Origin of the sequence: Pseudoduganella plicata, assembly GCF_004421005.1 — a bacterium.
In the GTDB taxonomy this organism is placed as follows: domain Bacteria; phylum Pseudomonadota; class Gammaproteobacteria; order Burkholderiales; family Burkholderiaceae_D; genus Rugamonas; species Rugamonas plicata.
The window spans coordinates 2467996-2485675 of the sequence record NZ_CP038026.1; the positions used below are offsets into that span (position 1 = coordinate 2467996).

A 17680-nucleotide genomic window follows, 5' to 3' on the forward strand; every position below is an offset into this window, starting at 1 on the left:
GAGGTGCCTGTCCCCGACTTCCAGAACCGCCCGTTGCCGCCATCCGTCCCGCTGCCGGGCCCGCCCGGCAAAAACCACCTCGCTGATGTATCCTGACGGCCTTCGTCAAGGATATGTCATGAGTTTATCGAGGCTAATCAGCGGCTTCGTACGGTCGCACTGGCGCGCGTACGCGGGCGCCGCGGTCATGCTGGTCGGCGTGGCCCTCATCGCCATCTGGATTCCACGCAAGGTCGGCGCAATGATCGACGCGCTGGCCGCACATCGGCTCACGCGCGACGAGCTGCTCGTCGATATCGGCCTGCTGTTGCTGGTCGGCGTGGCCAATTATGCGCTGCGCGTGGCGTGGCGCATCCGCCTGTACTCCGCCGCCTACCGCCTCGGCGTCGAGCTGCGCACGCGCTTCTATCGCCGGCTGTCGCTGCAGGGTCCTGCGTTCTACCAGAAGCAGCGCACGGGCGACCTGATGGCACTGGCCACCAACGATATCGACGCCATCGAGATGGCCGCCGGCGAAGCCATGCTGGCCGGCTTCGACGGCGCCCTGACGCTGGTGATGGTGCTGGGCGTGATGACCCTCGGCGTTGACTGGCGCCTGGCGCTCGTCGCCCTGCTGCCCTTCCCGTTCATGGCTTATGCGTTCTGGCGCATCTCCAGCCACATCCATACCGCTTCCGCCGATGCGCTGAAGCGCTTTTCGGCGCTGAACGACCATGTGCAGGAAACGTTGACGGGCGTGCGCACATTGCGCACCCTCGGCCTGGAGCGGCGCAGCGCCGCCACGTTCGGCGAGCTTGCCGGCAAGGCTGCCGATGCCACGCTGACGGCGCAGCGCTGGGAAGCGGCGTACGAACCGTCGGTCGGCCTCGCGCTGACCGCGGCCACGGGCCTGACACTGGGCGTCGGCGGCTACCTCGTCTGGCAGAACGAGCTGACGATCGGTGCGCTGACCAGCTTCTCGATGTACATGGGCCAGCTGATCTGGCCCATGTTTGCCGCGGGCTGGGTACTGTCGCTGATCGAGCGTGGCCGCGCCGCGTGGGCACGCCTGCATCCGATGCTGGATGCGCCGCTGTCCATCGACGACCGGGGCAGCGTGAACGCGCTGGTGCCGGGCACACTGGTGCTGGACGACGTGACCGTCTGCTACCCGGGCCAGAACGAACCGGCGCTGGCCGGCGTGTCGCTGCGCCTGCAGCCGGGCCAGACGCTGGGTCTTGTCGGCCCGACCGGCGCCGGCAAGTCCACCCTGCTGCGCGTGCTGCTGCGCCAGCTGACGCCGCGCACGGGCAGCGCGCGCTGGGGCGCCCATGCGCTCGACGACTACACGCTCGAGGCCCTGCGCGGCGCCATCAGCTGGGTGCCGCAGGAGTCGTTCCTGTTTTCCGCGTCGATCGCCGAGAACATCGCACTGGCGCGGCCAGATGCGACACGCCAGCAAGTGGAGCACGCGGCCGATCTCGCGGCCATCCATGACGACATCAGGCTGTTCCCCACGGGTACGAGACGGAAGTCGGAGAGCGCGGCATCACGCTGTCCGGCGGCCAGCGCCAGCGGGTGGCGATTGCCCGCGCGCTGCTGTCCGATAACGACCTGCTGCTGCTGGACGACGCGCTGTCGGCCGTCGATACCGGCACCGAGACGCGCATCCTGGAGCACCTGGAAGAACTACGCCGCGCGCGTCCCGAGCGCAGCGCCATCATCGCCAGCCACCGGCTGTCGGCCGTGGTCAACGCCGACTTCATCGTCGTGCTGAAGGCGGGGCGCATCGTGGAATCGGGCACGCACGAAGAACTGCTCGCGCAGGACGGCTGGTATGCCAGCCAGTGGCGCTATCAACAACTGGAGGCCAGCCTCGATGCGCTCTGACCCGCAACAGACCCCTGAAGAGAAACGCGCCCAGAAGGCGCAGATGCGGCGTGCGTTCGGCCTGCTGCGCCGCGCCGCCAAACCGGACCGCCACCACCTGGGCTGGGCCGTGCTGTGGCTGATCGTCGCGGCCGCGCTGGAGGTCATCGGTCCCCTGCTGGGCAAGCGCCTGATCGATGAGCACCTGCTGCCGCGCGCACTGGACTGGAACGCGATCGGCATGCTGCTGGGTGGCGTGCTGCTGGCCGGTGCCGCCTCCACGTGGCTGCGCTATCTGCAGCTGTCGCGCCTTGCCGGCCTGGCGATGCGCTCCGTGCAGCGCCTGCGCGAGCAGGTGTACGGCCATGTGCTGCGCCTGCCGATGGCGTTCTTCGACCGCGCCATCACGGGCCAGCTGGTCTCGCGCGTGACCAACGACACGGAAGCGGTCAAGGGCCTGTACATCCAGGTGCTGTTCGTCATCCTGGACAGCACCATCGTGCTGGTGGGGACGATCGCCGCGATGGCATGGCTGGACTGGCGGCTGATGCTGATCGTCGTCGCCCTGATGCCGTTCGTGCTGCTGATTGTCTGGCTGTACCAGCGCCTGTCCGCGCCGGCCGTGACGCGCGCGCGCCAGCTGCGCAGCGACATCAACGCGCAGATGGCCGAATCGATCGGCGGCATGACCGTGCTGCAGGCGAACAATGCACAGGCGCGCTTCGCCGAGCGGTTCGCCGCGACAAACCAGGAGCATTACACGCAGCGCGTGGCCGAGATCCGCGCCAACGCGTGGCTGCTGCGCCCCGCGCTGGACATGCTGAACGTCGTGCTGCTGGCGGCCGTCATCTACTTCTTCGGTATGCGCGGCGGCAGCAACGCCATGAGCACGGCCGAAGTGGGTGTGCTGTACGCCTTCATCAACTACATCGCCCGCGTGATCGAGCCGCTGATCCAGATCACCATGCAGTTCAGCCAGTTGCAGCAATCGGTTGTGGCCAGCGCGCGCGTGGCCGGGCTGCTGGACGAAACAGGGGCGCTGGAACATGGAAAACCACGCCACAGCGCCGCCGCCAACGAAGCGCCCGCCGGCAGTCCCGCCATCTCGATCCGGCACCTCGACTTCGCCTATATCGACGACCAGCGCGTGCTGCACGACCTGTCGCTCGATATTGCGCAGGGCGCGTTCGTCGGCATTGTCGGCCACACGGGCAGCGGCAAGTCGACCCTGCTGTCGCTGCTGCTGCGCTACTACCCGGCGCGGCACGGCAGCATCCTGATGAACGGCGTGCCACTGGACGATATCGACATCGAGCAGTTCCGCAACGAAGTGGGCCTGGTGCCGCAAGACCCGTTCCTGCTGGCGGCATCGGCGTACGAGAACATCGACATGGCGCGTGGCCTGCCGCGCGAGCGCATCGAGGCGGCCGCGCGGGCGGCGCATGCGCACGACTTCATCATGGCGCTGGAGGACGGCTACGACACCCTGCTGGGCGAAGGCGGCTCGCGCCTGGCGTCCGGCCAGAAGCAGCTGATCGCCATCGCCCGCGCGCTGGCCGGCTCGCCGCGCATTCTGCTGCTGGACGAAGCGACGTCGCGCATCGACAGCCAGACGGAGCAGATTGTGCAGGAGGCCATGAGCGAATTGCGTGGTCGCGTAACGATCGTCGCCATTGCGCACCGGCTGTCGACGATCCGCGACGCCGACCGCATCGTCGTGCTCAATCACGGCCGCATCGAGGAAACGGGCTCGCACGACGCACTGATGCAGATCGAGGGCGGGCTGTACCAGCGCTTATATCTGCTGCAACAGTTGGCGGCATGACACTCCCCGGGAACGCGCTTAACGAGATTTTAATGATTCTTAAATAAGTGTGTTGCGTAAAAGCGGAAGGAAAGACACGAACATGGGGATTTACTGCCGGGTGAATTGTTCTCGCGTGCAACAGGCATATAATGCTCCGACACCTGGCGCCCAGCTCTCGCGCCGTGCAGCCCGAGGACCGCAACGTTGGCACGTTTTCCACTTTTCGAACGACAGACTTCGCTAGTCCGCGCCCTGCGCGCGGTGGCGGCGTCGTGCGTGCTGGCGCCGGCGCTGGCGTTCGGCCAGGACACGCTGTCGACGCAGCTGGAACATATCCGCGAAGCCGTGCGCTTCATGCCCGATCGGGCGCTGCAGCAGCTGCAGGAAATGGAACCGCGCGCGCGCGCAGATGCCGCCGCCCGTACCGAATTTCTTACTTTGTACAGCAGCGCCGTGCGCCGCACCGGCGACGTGCGCCGCGGCCTCGGCCTGGCCGACGAACTGATCGCGACCGGACGTCAGCAGCATGACGACGTGGCGCTGGCCAAGGGACTGCTGGCGCGCTGCTACGCCCTGTATGAACTGGACGACCTGAGTGGCGCGCATACCGCCGCGTTCGAGGCGGAACGGGTGGCGCTGCGCACCGGCAATCGGCCGCTGCAGGTGCAGGCCACGATCACGGCGGGCCAGTCCTACCAGGAACAAGGCAATTATCCGGCTGCGTTGCCCAAGCTGCAGGCCGCCGTGGACATGGCACGCCATATCGAGGACGACCCCGTGTCGCTGGCCAGTGCCCTTAATGCGCTGGTCTTCCTGTATGTGAACATGCGCCAGTACGACAAGGGCTGGGAAGTGCAGCAGGAATCGCTCGCGGTCGCCAAGTCGCTGAAGTCGCCCGGCCGGCTGGCCGAAGCCCTCAGCACGGAATACGGCCTGGCGATCGAATCGCAGCAGCCCGAACGCGCCCGCCGCGCGCTGATCGAGGGCCTGGCTGTCGAACGCAAACTCGGTGCGCGCCAGATGGTGGCGACGACGCTCGTCAACCTGTCCGACAGCTACCTGAAGGACCATGATTACGTGCGCGCGCAGGATTACGCCATTCAGGCGCTCAAGGCCGCTGCCGAGGTGCACAGCAATCTCGATACGGCCACCGCCCGCATCAACCTGGGCCAGGCGTATCTGGGCCTGGGCCGCATTGCCGAAGGCAAGCGGCAGTTCGAAGCCGGCCTGGCGGCCTACGACAAGTCAGGCGACAAGCCGGAACTGCAGGCCGTGCTGATGGAATATGGCGCGGCGCTGGAGCGCGCCGGCGACTACAAGGGCGCCGTCGAGGCCTATCACCGCGAACGCACGATGTCGAACGAGATGTTCGCCAAGCAGCGCCAGAAGGACTTGCTGGAGGTGCAGCAGAAGTACGACACCGAAAAGAAGCAACGCCAGATCGAGGCGCTGCGCCAGGAAAACCGCGTCAAGGGCGCGGAGCTGGACAACCGTCGACTGCAGCAGCGCGTCTGGTGGCTGCTGGCCGTGGTCTCGGCGCTGGTGGCCGCCATCGTCGGCCTGTTGTACCGCAAGGTACGCACCGCCAACGCGCAGCTGGAAGTGAAGAACGAGGAGCTCAAGCAGCAAAGTTCGCTCGATCCGCTGACAATGCTGTACAACCGCCGCCACTTCCAGGATTTCATGCGCGGCCACTCGCCGGTCGAACGCCGCGTCGGCGGCGACGACACCGTGGGTGCGCTGTTCCTGCTCGATGTCGACCATTTCAAGAACGTCAACGACACCCACGGCCACGCCGCCGGCGACGCCGTGCTGCGCATGATCGCCGAAAACCTGCGCGTGGCGCTGCGCGAGACGGACATGATCGTGCGCTGGGGCGGCGAGGAATTCCTCGCGTTCCTGCCGGCCGTTTCGCGCGGCAGCATCGACGACGTGGCGCGCCGCATCCTGTACAGCATCTCGTCGCAGTCGCTCGAGTACCAGGGCACCGTCATTCCCGTCAACGTGTCGGTCGGCTTCGCGCCGTTCCCGCTGGTGCCGGGCGGAACGCCGCTGTCCTGGGAGCGTTCCGTCAACCTGGTGGACATGGCGCTGTACCTGGCCAAGGCCCACGGCCGCAATCGCGCCTACGGCGTGCGCGCCTTTGCCAACTTCGAGCAGACGACGATGGAGTCGATCGAACAGGATCTGGAGCGCGCATGGCGTAATGGCTTTGTCGATCTGTCCGTCGTGCTGGGCGGCGCGCATGGGGTGCCGGCGCCGGAAGAGGCCCAGCCGCACAGCAATGTAGTGACCTTGAAGCGGCCGCGCAGTTCGCGGCCGTGAAGGTGCGGGGACAGGGGCCTGCGCAAGTCTGCGCCGGGTACGCCGCTACTTCTTGTCGTGTTTGGCCGGCTCCTCATCCTCCCGGGCCGCCTCGGCATTCGCCTGGATCTTTTCGCCGGCCCGCTCCAGCTTGCGTCCGACGGCAACGGCCGCCTTGTCGAGGTGTTCGCCCGCCTTGTCGGCGAATTCGTCCAGTTCGCGGCCTGTCTTGTGGGCCGCCACCTTCAGCTCCTCGTTGGCTTTTTCCAGATGCACCGCAGCCTTCTTGGCCGCTTCGTCCAGCTCCCGGCCGGCACGCTCGGCAGGACCGTCGATGCGGCGTTCCTCGTCCTTGTGACAGCCGGCCAGCGCCAGCAGGAGCAGCCCGGCAGGCAGCAGGCGTGATGTGAGTGTCATGGTCCCTCCTTCGCGCACGTTGCCAACAGTCTAACAAATTTTACTCGCGCGATGCGCCGCGCTGGATCACTGGCAGCGTTCGCTCAGCCACTGGCTACCGGCCGCCAGGCAGCGCTGATAGTCGCGGTCGAGCCGCGCGGCGCGCTCGCGCAGCGCCGCACAATTGCCGGCCCCGCCGGACAGCGCGACGCATTGCGCGGCCTTGCCCATCGCGCCACGGTAATTGCCCTGCGCGATATCGCGCTCCGCCTCTACCTGCAGGCGCCGTGCCTCGCGCGCGTCGGGTGCGACAAACGACGTGGTAGTAAGCGCCCCGGCCGGTGGCGGTGCCGTCGTGGAAATGGGCGTCGCCGTCCCGCTCGACGACGTCGCGCCGCCGCGCCCTTCCAGCAGTGTCGACTCCAGCAGTTTCGACAGTTCCTCGCGCAGCGCTTCGATGCGCGGCGTGGCCTCCGGCCGTTTCAGCTTTTCGGCCGCCTCCAGCTTGGCCTGCACGCATGCCCGGTCCTTGCGTGCCAGGCACGCGTTTGCGTCGTCCAACAGCTTTTCCGCGCGCAGCCGGTCGATGCGCTCGCGCCATTCGCGCGTGTCATCGTCGTCGTTCCATTTGCGGGTGAACGTGGCCAGCCGCGTCGACGCCTTCTCCAGGGAACCTGCGGCAAGCGCCGTCTCCAGCGCCTTGCGCGTGTCGGTCCATGCCCTGGTGCGCTGCTGCTTGCGTTCGCACGCCGGCGCCGAGGCGGCAATCGCGGCCTGCAGCTTTTGTACCTGCGCCGCTGCGGCCTTGTCGGCCCGCAGCGCCGTCAGCTCGGCCCGCGCATCGGCAATCCGGCACTGCTCCGTCAACGCGACAGCATCGTCGACGCGCTTCTTGAACCTGGCCGACGGGTCGCCCGGCTTGACTGCGAACCAGATGGCGATCAGCACCAGCGCGACGAGGAACCACGTGCCTGCGCCGATGGGCTTGCGCAGCGGCGGCGCGGCCGGGCCGGCGGCAACCGGCGGCGCAGGCCGGGCCGGCGGTACGGGTGGATGCGTCGGTGCGGGACGCGACGCCGGCGCTACGGGCGGCGCTGGTGGTGGCGGCGCGGGCGGTGGCGGCGCCGTCACGGGCGGTGCCACCGGCGGCGGTGCGGCCGCGGGCGGTGGCGCCACGGGTGGCGGCGCAGCGGGCCGCGCGCCCGCCGCCTGTCCGGTACCGCAGTAGGGACAGAAGTTGACCTTGCGCGGGAACGTCCTGCCGCACGCCCCGTTTACACAGCGATATTCCACGGTGCGCGTTCCTTATTCCGGGTCCGGGATATCGTCGGTCGGGTCGGGGATCGACGCGGCGAACAGCACGGCCAGTTCCGGCACGTCGCGCGCGGCCTTCCACCCGTCCACGTGGGGCACCCAGCGCATGTCCCAAACTTTGGTCGCGCCGTCGATCTCGCCGCGCGCCACGCGCTGCGCCAGTTCCTGCACCGTGTACGGCCCCTGCTGCATGCGGTTGACGAACACCTTGTACAACGAGCCGCCGGCAGCTGGCACACTCCCCACGGGCGCCGCAGCAACAGCTCCTCCCGCCAGCAGATGGGCCGCCGTGGTTTCGCTGGCAAGGTATTCCGGTCGCGGCACGCGCTTGTCGACCGACTGCTGCACTTCCCATGTGTAGGCATCGTGGGCGGAGCCGGGTACCACGTCGCTCCACTGCGCCAGCAGGTCCAGTGCCTTGTCCTCCATCCCGGCCAGCGCGGCATTCGTCGCGACGGCACGGCGCAGCCATTCGTCATGCAGCCGCCTTGCCGTGATGTTCGGCAGCGATGGCGACGGCAGCTCGGCGCCCGTCTCGTCCACTTCCAGCTTCGGCTGGTAGACGCGCTGCTGGTAGTGGCGCATCAGCGCCGCCAGCAGCAGCATCTGGTGTGGTCCCAGGCGCGCCAGGCGCTGCTGCACCGCCACGACGATCTGCTCGCGGTAGAACGCGGGCAGACCGTTCGAGCGGACGGCGAACTCGTTCCCTACCTGCAGCCATTCGCCCGAGCCCTGCTCCACTTCGAACAGATACTGGCCGCGCGGCTGGAACGTCGCTTCGCGGTCGGCCAGGTCGGTCTTGCGCTTCAGGACACCGGTGGCGACGGCCTGCAGGAACCATTCGTAATCGTCCGCCAGCCGGTTCAATTCGTCCATGTTCGGTGCGATCGGATGACGGAAGCGCGTCGCGTCGAAGTGCAGGTGCGTGGGGATCTTCGGGTTCTCGATCTGGTACGACGTGCGCCACGTGGGCAGCCCGCGCAGCACCGTCATCGGGAAGCCGGACAGCTCGATGTAGCAGACGGCCCGCCCGCCAATGCCCGTGTTGACGATGTTGACCAGCTCACCGTGGAAGAAGCCCGTCGGCACTGCCGCGCGGATCTCGCCTTCCAGCCGGCGCCAGGCGTTGGCGTCGCCCACGCCGATGAAGCACTTGAACTGGTCGGCGTTGGGCGTGAACTCGGCCGAGAAGCGCGCGTTCACCCATGGCATGGCGCTGCGCAGCCATTCGTTGAAGATGCGCTGGCGCTCCTGTGCGGACAGCGCCAGCAGCCGCTCCAGCAGCGGATCGCCCGGCGCCTCGCCCACCGCGGCCACGTCGTCGGCCGTCAGCTGCGTCTGCGCGCGGCGGAACAGTTTCAGCAGCAGGGAAGAACGCAGCTTCTCGTCGCCCAGCTGCGGGAACAGCCGCGCCGAGCCGCCGAATTCGGCCAGCACTTCCTCGCTCCAGAGGCTGACGTCGCCCGTCAGCTGCACGGGTTCCGGCAGCACGTCCGCCGCCAGCTTCATGTACGTCGCATGCTCGTGCTGCGCATCGGCGCGCAGCTGCGCGATGCGCTGGTCCACCGCGCCCAGCATCGCCTCGACACAGCGGCGCCCTTCCTGGAACTCGCCGGCGATGCCGGACCAGATGGCGTGACCGCGCTCGTCCACCGACTGCACGTCGCCCAGCCATGCCGACAGCGCACGCAGCACTTCCGTCGCCTGCCCGGCCGCCACGGCCAGCAGGTGGAAGCGCAGGTAGTCGGCAATGTCGCGCTTCAGGTGCACGACCACTTCGCGCGCCTGCGCGCCCGCGTTGATCCACTTGCCGGCCGCCTGCGCCAGGTTGTTCAGCGATTCTTCCACCTGGCGCGTGCGCAGCGCATCGCGCATGTCGCGGTAGCGGCGCGCATTGTGCTCCATGTGCGGCAGGTCGCGCTGGGCGATGCGTGCCTTGATCTGTTCCAGCAGGGTCAGGACGAATTCCAGGCCGCCCTGCTTGCGGTCGTCCAGCAGGCCGTACAGGCGGTCGCGGATGCGTCCCTTCATCCGCATTGTCAGTTCCTGCGTGTGGCGCTTCAGCCGGTCCTCGCTGGTCTCGGCAATCGCCCCTGCTTCACGGATCGCGTCGCGTTCCAGGTGCGGCAGCAGCTCGGCGACCTTCTCGCGCCAGATCTTGAGGTCGTAGCCACCGGTGATGCGGTCGATCTCCATCTGCACTTTCGATTCCACGCGTTCCAGCAGCGAGCGGCCGTCCTTGTCCATCAGGAGCTGGTCCGACAGCGCATACTCCTGGAATGCCGTCACATCCACCGTGCCCTTGCGGAAGTCCGGGAACTCGTCGAACGTGCGCTCGGCCATCAGCATCTGCTCGCGCATGAAGACGTCGCGTTCCTGGTCGCCCGCACGGCGGCCCGGCGCGCCGTCGTTGCCGACGATGCCGAAGAACGCCTTGACCATCAGCGCCGCCAGTTCATACGCGCGGATATCGTCGCGCAGGCTTTGCTGCGTATCGAGCACGGACTGGCCGAAGGCGGAATAGACCTTCGAATACGACAGCCGCATGTCGCCGAAGCGCTGCTCCGGCACGCGCGGATTGAACGGTCCCAGCTTGTGCTGCTGCTGGTTGACGGCCACCGAGCGCTTGCGGTTGGCGAAATCGGCCGACGCGAAATCCTCGAACAGCGAATCGGCCACCATCTGGTAGACGTCGCGCACGTCCTGCGTGGCCTTGTTCGACAGGTTGGCCGTGTCGACGAAGTACACGTCGTCGAACGGTGCGCCACGGCCCGTCAGGCTGTCCGGATCGGCCCAGCGCACCTGCGCGTTCATGTCGCGCATTGCCGTTTCCATCTCCATCAGGGTGGCATACGCGTTGGCTTCGGTGCGCTCCTTGTTCGCCTTGGCGTACCCGCCCGGCATGAACATGACGAGATCGACCTGGCTGTCGGCCACCTCCTGGCGCGCGATGGCCTTGGCGATCCAGCCCAGGTCCAGCGCCGTACCGGCACCCGTGCCACCGGCGTTCGACGCGATGACGACGATGCGGAACTTCGACGTGTCGACCTGCAGGCCCAGGCGCTGGTAATTGTCCTTGCGTTCCTGCCCGGCGTTACTGGCCAGGAAATTGAGCGCGCCCTTGATACGGCCGCGCAGCTTCGGGTATTTGTCGAACAGGTACAGGCGCGCCACGGCGCGAATCTGGCCCGCGCCCTTCGACGGGTCGATGCCGAGGGAGCGCAGCTTTTTCGGCCGCAGCGGCATCCAGTTCTCGATCAGCGGGAAGCGTGCCAGGCTGTCGTCCGACTCGTGGTACTGCTGCAGGTCGATCGGTTCGACGAGGCGCTCCTCGTCGCCCAGCTTGACCAGTTCGTACCACGGGTCGGTGCGCTGCGACTTGCCGTCGTCGATGACGGCGCCGCTGTCCAGGTCGACGTGCAGGAAGCGTGCGACGGGGAACTCGCCGATCGATTCGACGCGTGCCGGATGGTGCCGGTTCCACACGGCCGACAGGATGTGGCGGCGAATGCGCATCATCACTTCCATGCCCGTGCCGCCCGCGCCGATGAACAGCGTGGGCCGCAAGTCGATCTTCAGTTCCGCCTTCTTTTCAATGCCGGGAATATCCGCCATGCCGTCCTCCTAGCGCCGGCCGGTGAACAGCGCGCCGACGATGGCCGCGATGCCGAACACCAGCAAGGTACCCGTGATGGCGACGTTGAGGAACTTGGTCGAGTTGACGAAGCCCAGCACGACGGCCGCGCTGAGGAATGCCAGCCCGAAGAACAGCAGCCACCCGGCCGTGTCGGCCGACGACGGTGCCACGCGGCGGCGCACCAGGTAGTTGGCGAACGCGTTGCGGGCAAAGAAGAACACGATCAGCAGCACGACGAACACGGCGCCGCCGATGGCGATGTCGCGCGTGGACGTGTCCGTGGCGGGTGCGCCGGCGACCGGCGCGACTTCCATGCCCGTCGCCGTTTCCCCGGGCGGCGTGGTGCTCAGGGTGCCGTCGCCCGCGGGTGGGGCCGGCATCGCGGTTTTCTCGTCCTTGCCCGCGCCGGGGACCTTGAAGCCTGGGTCGGTATCGGCCTGCGCCAGCAGAATTGCGTTGGTGGTCATCGAATCCTCGTGTATGTAGCTCTGATTATCGCTTTGATTGTCGTTATCGGCCGATCCGTACCTGTGCGCCTTCGCGCAGGTCGGTCAGCTTGTTGCCGAACAGTGTGGTGTGCAATGCCGCGACCCGGTTGCCGGCGCGGTCGTACAGCGGCGTTTTGGCGCCAGCCTTGGTATGGATGGTGCGCTGCTCTCCCTCGACGGTGACGAGCACCTTGCGTCCGCGCGTGGCCGCGATCAGCAGCGCGGCGGCCGCTGCCAGCAACGCAAACAGAGCGCCCAGTGCGGCCAGCAGCGGCGCGGCACCATGCTGCAGCCGCACTTCGACGGGCAACGCGGCGCGCGAGCCCTGGATGCGCTCGGGCGGCGTGAAGATGTCCGGCAGCGGATCGCCCGGGAACAGGGTGGCCATGCGCTGGCGGAAGGCCTGCGACAGCTCCAGCTTCTGGTCCGATAGCTGCACGTCGATCCGGCCCGGCAGCACCTGCGCGGAGCCGGCCGACTGCAACGCGGCCAGCGACCATTTACCCGGCAGGTTCGCCACCGGCAGCGCCATCGTCGATGCCAGCGGCTGCGGCTTGCCCGGTGCCAGTGCCGCCACGTCGTCATGCGCAAGTGCCAGCGGCTTGACGGCGCCCGCCAGCGACGACTGCGCGGCGATGCGCGCGTGCGCAATCGTGTACGGGTAGATCGCGTTCTCCAGCCGCCACGTGATGCGTGCGGCGGGGGGCGGACCGTTCGCGGTGGCCTGCGCGTCGACGTCCGCGCGCAGGCGGCCGTCGGGCAGCGTAGCGAAGGTGACGCCTGGGACGTTCTCGACGCGCGTCGGCACGAGCCGCACCGTGTCCGCATCGAGCGGTTTCAGACGTGCCGGGGGTTCCGTGATCACCTTTTGCAGCCGGCCGCTGCGCAGCAAGGCGTCCAGCTCGCGCATGCCCTGCTCCTGGACGGCAAACACGTAGACCATCAGGCCGTTGGCGCTGTAACGCTCGCCCTTGACGGGCATGTGCAGCGGGAAGGCGACAGCCTTGCGGATGGCCGCCCCCGAGTGGATCAGCTGGTAGAACTCGCGGTTGCGCTGGGCCGTCGCCTGGTCGTTGTTCGGGCTGTTCTTGTTGTTGGTGAACAGCCAGACAAGGCCCGGCTTGCCGCCCAGCGCCTGGGTCATCGCCGAACCGACCGCCTCGCCCAGGTCCGTGTCGGCCAGGGCGCCGCCGTGTGGCTTGCGCGCCACCGTCAACGGCGCCAGCGCAGCCCGCACGGCCTCGCGCTGGGATTTATCGTCGACGCTGCGGGACATTAACGCGCGCGGCGACGGCGCACCCGGCAGGCCCTGGTTGAAGGCAGCCAGCACGAGCGCATCGCCCGGCTGCGTGGCGGCCGTGACGACCTCCGCGATCAGTGGCTTGTATTGCGACGACGGGTCCGTGAAGAACGGCTCCATCCAGCCCGAATTCTGCACGAGGAAGACGTGCGACGTGGCGTGCGCCGGTCCGGCCAGCGCCGCCAGCAGCCCTGCCAGCAGGACGCGCATCATGCGAAGCCCTCCAGGCGCCAGCCGCGGATGTCGTTCCAGGTGGGATGATGCAGCCACAGCTTGCCGTCGTAGACGAACGGCACGCAGGCGCCGGGGTCCTTCAGGCGGGCCACCTCGTCGAGGATGACGTTGCGCTGGCCGATCCATTCGACGATGGCGCCCGACAGCGTTTCGTCCGTCAGTGCCTTTTCGGCCAGGCCCGGATAGCGGAAACGCAGCACGAGGCCGGACGGCTGGCTGCGCGCGGCCACCACGTTTTCCAGCAGCGGCAGCACGTAGACGTCGCCGCGGGTCTGGTCTTCCACGTTCTCGACCGACCACGGATCGTCCTTGACCTGGTGGCCGCGGCGGAACAGCAAGGTGCCGAAGCCCAGCCGGGCGCCGCCGATGGGGTGGACCTGCGCGACGCCCGTGGTGCCCAGTTCGCGGAACGAATAGCTTTCGCCGTCATGGCCCAGCAGCCACAGGCGGCCATCGCGGCTGCGTACGGGACCGCCGCATTGCAGGCGCGGCTGCCACGGGAATGGCCAGGGCAGCCAGCGCGGCGCGCTGCCGGGACGCCACAGCAGCTGGCCTTCGTCGTGCAGCCAGCACAGTTGTCCGTCATAGCTGTACGGGCGTGCCCACCCTTGCATCGGCACGGGCACCTCGTCGGCCCCCAGCACGTCCATCGATTCGGGGTCGGCGCCGTCGTGCGCCGCCGTCCACAGCCGCACGGTGCGGGCGTAGTGGGCGCCGCCCAGGATCAGGCAGGCGATGCGGCCGCCGACGGCGCCGGGGCTGGCAACGAGCTCCACTTCGAGCACGGCTTCCGTGTGAAAGGTCTCGGTGACGGGGTTGACGATCAGGCGGTACAGCCCGCGCTGCGACGGGACCAGCGCCACCTCGCCGCGCCGCTTCGGCTGCACGACAGGCAGCCAGGCGTATTGCGAGGCAGTGAAGCGCAGGTCGGCCGTTCTGCCGTCCGGTGCCAGCACCTGCCAGTGCGCCGCATGCGGGTCCCAATACTGCAGCACGTTGCGGGTATAGGCCAGTGCCAGCAGCCGCTGGGCGGCAAAGCCGAAGGTGGCGGCGGCGAAGACGCAGATGGCGTTGGGCGGTACGGGCATGCGGACATCGGCCTGGCCCCGCGCCGGCTCCGGCGGACGCGTCTCCAGCACGGCGGCCAGCGGCTGCGCCGTCTGCGGCAGGCCATGCGGCACGTGGCGCGGCAACGGACAGTCGTCTGCGCTCAAGGTGGCACTGGTGGCACCCCACCAAGCGGGTCGGCGCGTCATGTCGGCCATGGAGAGCGGCGCGCCGCACTCGGGGCAGTACGCGAAGCCTTCGGGATAGATGGGTGCGTGCGCGCAGGCGGACGGCAGCGATGCACCGAGCAACTGCGCCACGTCCGGCAAGCGGTGGCGCACACCCTGCCAGTCGATGGGGGCCCCGTCCTTGCCTGCCTTTTTCTCGAAGCGGTTGTGTTCCCCTTCCAGCCACGTGCCGTGCGCCGTCTCCCACCTGTACGCCATATTCCTCCGCCTCTGATTGGACATTGCGCGCGCGTGCGCGCAGTTGTGTCAATCATAACGCATCGACACGGGCGTTCGGCGGACGCACCGAGGATTTCTGGACGGTTACCCCTGACAAAGGAACCGCGGCGGCGCCATCGCACGCAGGCCCCGCCCCAGCGCAGCAAGACGTTGCCGGCCCGGAAAGCGGAACGGGGACAGTTGCCTGTCCCCGTTCCGATGCGTCAGTCGCCGCCCAGATTGATCTTCTTGGGCGGCGGTGGCGGCGTCCACGGCACGGCGTCGCTCTCGGGTGCCGAGTCCATTGCGTCGGAATATTCCAGCCAGCGTTTCAGGCTGTCCATGCGGCGCACATTGATGCCCTTGCCATTGATGTAGCCCACCTGTTCGAAGTATTCCAGTTTGGTCGTCATCTTCGACGTGGTCGGCAGGTTGTCGACCAGACGTTCGTAAGCTTTCCTCGCCTTTTGCTCGTACTTCACCAGGTGCGGCTCGCTGAAACGGTTGCTTTCGTAATAGATCGTGACCGTGCGGTCATGGTTGCCGAAGCCGACGACCGCCGCCCCCTTGCGCAGGGTCTGCAGTATTTCATCCTTGATGTGCGCCGTCGGCACGAACAGCGCCGCCCGCCCGTCCGCATCGGGCCGTTCCTGCGGCAAATCCTGGCCAAACGTCACTGTCATGCTCTTTCCCACCCTGATAGTTGCGCCAGATACAAGTGTTGCCGCCCGGCTATAAGTGGACCGATTCTAACCCGCGCACCATGCGCCCACAAGCCGCGACGCCGTTTCCCTCCGGAGCCAACCGTATAATGCGCATGGCCGCAACACTTTGCCGTACTTTTGGCCCTGAACCCTTGTATTGACTGCAAATATGACGTCTTTTCCACCCGCCATCCTCGATGCCGCCGCGCGCAACGTGGCCGCCCTGCTGGCACATGCCATCGAGTACACGCCCGCGCATGCCGCGCTGGTCGTGTTCGACTGCCGCAGCGAACTGAATGCCGCGCTGACGCAGGCCTACCGCCGCGCGCTGCCCAATGCGACGTTCATCGATTTCGACAGCGTGGGTCCGGACGACGTGCTGGCCGCCTTCGAGCGCCTGTCCGCCGGCGACCTGACGGTGCTGATCCAGACCACGAGCTTCCGGCTGAACGACTACCGCATCCGCATGGAGCTGTTCAAACGCGGACTGAAGGTGATCGAGCATATGCATCTGTCGCGCATGCCGGGCGAGCAGGGCCTGCACTACATCGACGCGCTGGCCTACGATCCGGCCTACTTCCGTGGCGTTGGCCATGCGCTGAAGCGCCGCATCGACGGCGCATCGGGCGGCATGGTCGACAGCGGCGGCGAGCAGCTCGTGTTCGCGTCCCCCTTCGAGGAAGCGAAGCTCAATATCGGTGACTACAGCGCGATGAAGAATGTTGGCGGCCTCTTCCCCATCGGCGAAGTGTTCACGGAAGCGCGCGACCTGGAAGCCGTTAACGGCCGCGTGCGCGTGTTCGTCTTCGGCGACACGTCGTTCCACGTCAACCGTCCTGTCACGCCGATCACGATGATCGTCGAGAAGGGCCGTGTCACGGGCGCCGAAAACAGCACGCCCGAATTCGACGCGATGCTGGAGATCATCCGTGCCCACGAAGGCGAAGTGTGGGTGCGCGAACTGGGCTTCGGCATGAACCGGGCGTTCTCCATCACCCGCACCGTGGACGATATCGGCACTTATGAGCGCATGTGCGGCATCCACCTGTCGCTGGGCGCGAAGCACGGGCAGTACCAGAAACCGCAATTCAAGCGCAAGGACGCGCGCTATCACGTCGACGTGTTTGCCGTCACCGAGGGCGTATATCTCGACGGCGAGCGGATTTACGCCGATGGCGCGTGGATCGTCGCCAGCGCCGCATCCCACGGCGGCACGGGCTGATACTCGGCCAGGAGAAAATCGATCAGCCGCCGCACCTTCGGCGACGGCTGCCGGCTGGCCGGATACAACGCCGACAGGTAATTCAGTGGCAGCTCCCAGTCCGTCAACACCGGCACCAGTGTGCCGTCCAGCAGATTGCGCATCGCCAGGAACGTCGTGCTGTAGACGATTCCCATCCCCTGCAAAGCCGCGCCATGCAGCACCAGCCCATTGTTCGACGTGAACGCGGCGTCGACCCGCACAACGCGCTGCTCGCCGGCGCGGGCGAAGCGCCACGCGGTGCCGTCCGTCAGGTGCGAGAAGTGCAGGCAGCGGTGGGCGCGCAGCGCTTCCGGCGTCTCGGGCACGCCGAACTTCTCCAGGTAGGCCGGCGACGCGCACAGGATGCCGCGGCAAGGCGCCAGCGGGCGGATCGCCAGCGCGCGGCTGTCCGGAATGCCACCCACACGGATCGTCAGGTCGAAGCCATGTTCGATAGGGTCGAGCAGCGCGTCGTCCACGTGCAGCAGCGGCTGCAGGCCCGGATGCGGCAGGCTGAACCGGGCCAGCGCGTCGGCCAGCCACGTGCTGCCAAAGCTGGACGGCGCCTGGATGCGCAGCGGTCCGGCCAGTTCATCGCCGGACTGCATGACGATGCGCGCCGCCTCCTGTGCCTGCAGCACCGCGGCGCTGCACGGTTCCAGGTAGGCCTGGCCGGCATCCGTCAGGCTCACTTCGCGGGTGGAACGGTGCAGCAGCCGCACGTCCAGCCGTTCTTCCAGCTGCAGGATGTGTTTGCTGACGAGAGCGCGCGACAGCCCCAGCCTGCGCCCGGCTGCGCTGAAGCTTTTCAGGCGCGCCACTTCCACGAAGATTTCCATTGCCCGTAATTGATCCATCAGGCAATTGTCTTCATTTTGACGACAACGTGTCAACCATTTGCCGCTATCCGGG

General features: G+C 67.5%; 11 protein-coding genes and 1 pseudogene. 4 read left to right on the plus strand and 8 right to left on the minus strand.

Annotation, left to right across the window (positions count from 1 at the left end; translation table 11 throughout):
• Nucleotides 1-118 precede the first annotated feature (118 nt).
• From E1742_RS10845 to E1742_RS10855, 3 genes and pseudogenes are all read left to right on the plus strand, one after another.
• Nucleotides 119-1869: pseudogene (locus E1742_RS10845) on the plus strand (ABC transporter ATP-binding protein).
• Nucleotides 1859-3673 carry an ABC transporter ATP-binding protein gene (locus E1742_RS10850; RefSeq protein WP_134384885.1) on the plus strand — a complete coding sequence of 605 codons (1815 nt, stop codon included), beginning with the start codon at nucleotides 1859-1861 and terminating at the stop codon, nucleotides 3671-3673. The pseudogene E1742_RS10845 and the gene E1742_RS10850 overlap by 11 nt, the downstream one beginning before the upstream one ends.
• Nucleotides 3674-3859: 186 nt before the next feature.
• On the plus strand, nucleotides 3860-5980 hold the full coding sequence (locus tag E1742_RS10855; protein WP_307721917.1) for a sensor domain-containing diguanylate cyclase: 2121 nt from the start codon (nucleotides 3860-3862) through the stop codon (nucleotides 5978-5980).
• Between the two features lie 45 nt (nucleotides 5981-6025).
• Here E1742_RS10855 and E1742_RS10860 read toward each other — a convergent pair whose 3' ends face one another.
• The 7 genes from E1742_RS10860 to E1742_RS10890 all read right to left on the minus strand — a co-directional run bounded on the left by E1742_RS10860 (nucleotide 6026) and on the right by E1742_RS10890 (nucleotide 15504).
• A complete protein-coding gene (locus E1742_RS10860; protein WP_134384886.1) occupies nucleotides 6026-6376 on the minus strand; it encodes an apolipophorin in 351 nt (116 codons plus the stop codon).
• A 66-nt stretch (nucleotides 6377-6442) separates the two neighbouring features.
• Nucleotides 6443-7648, minus strand: a complete 1206-nt coding sequence (locus E1742_RS10865; RefSeq protein ID WP_134384887.1) for a hypothetical protein — start codon at nucleotides 7646-7648, stop codon at nucleotides 6443-6445.
• 12 nt (nucleotides 7649-7660) lie between these two features.
• On the minus strand, nucleotides 7661-11284 hold the full coding sequence (locus tag E1742_RS10870; protein ID WP_134384888.1) for a tubulin-like doman-containing protein: 3624 nt from the start codon (nucleotides 11282-11284) through the stop codon (nucleotides 7661-7663).
• Nucleotides 11285-11293: 9 nt separating this feature from the next.
• Nucleotides 11294-11773, minus strand: a complete 480-nt coding sequence (locus tag E1742_RS10875; RefSeq protein WP_134384889.1) for a hypothetical protein — start codon at nucleotides 11771-11773, stop codon at nucleotides 11294-11296.
• A 43-nt stretch (nucleotides 11774-11816) separates the two neighbouring features.
• Complete coding sequence (locus E1742_RS10880; RefSeq protein ID WP_134384890.1) at nucleotides 11817-13307, minus strand: hypothetical protein; 1491 nt, start codon at nucleotides 13305-13307, stop codon at nucleotides 11817-11819.
• Complete coding sequence (locus E1742_RS10885; RefSeq protein ID WP_134384891.1) at nucleotides 13304-14821, minus strand: hypothetical protein; 1518 nt, start codon at nucleotides 14819-14821, stop codon at nucleotides 13304-13306. Before E1742_RS10885 ends, E1742_RS10880 begins: the two co-directional genes overlap by 4 nt.
• A gap of 224 nt (nucleotides 14822-15045) precedes the next feature.
• Nucleotides 15046-15504 (minus strand): hypothetical protein, encoded by a 459-nt coding sequence (locus E1742_RS10890; protein ID WP_134384892.1) that lies wholly within the window; start codon nucleotides 15502-15504, stop codon nucleotides 15046-15048.
• Nucleotides 15505-15694: 190 nt separating this feature from the next.
• Here E1742_RS10890 and E1742_RS10895 point away from each other — a divergent pair, with 190 nt between their 5' ends.
• Nucleotides 15695-16747 carry a M29 family metallopeptidase gene (locus tag E1742_RS10895; RefSeq protein WP_134384893.1) on the plus strand — a complete coding sequence of 351 codons (1053 nt, stop codon included), beginning with the start codon at nucleotides 15695-15697 and terminating at the stop codon, nucleotides 16745-16747.
• On the opposite strand, the gene E1742_RS10900 is transcribed toward E1742_RS10895, so the two are convergent.
• Nucleotides 16690-17625, minus strand: a complete 936-nt coding sequence (locus tag E1742_RS10900) for a LysR family transcriptional regulator (RefSeq protein WP_229466712.1) — start codon at nucleotides 17623-17625, stop codon at nucleotides 16690-16692. The genes E1742_RS10895 and E1742_RS10900 overlap by 58 nt on opposite strands.
• Between the last annotated feature and the right edge of the window lie 55 nt (nucleotides 17626-17680).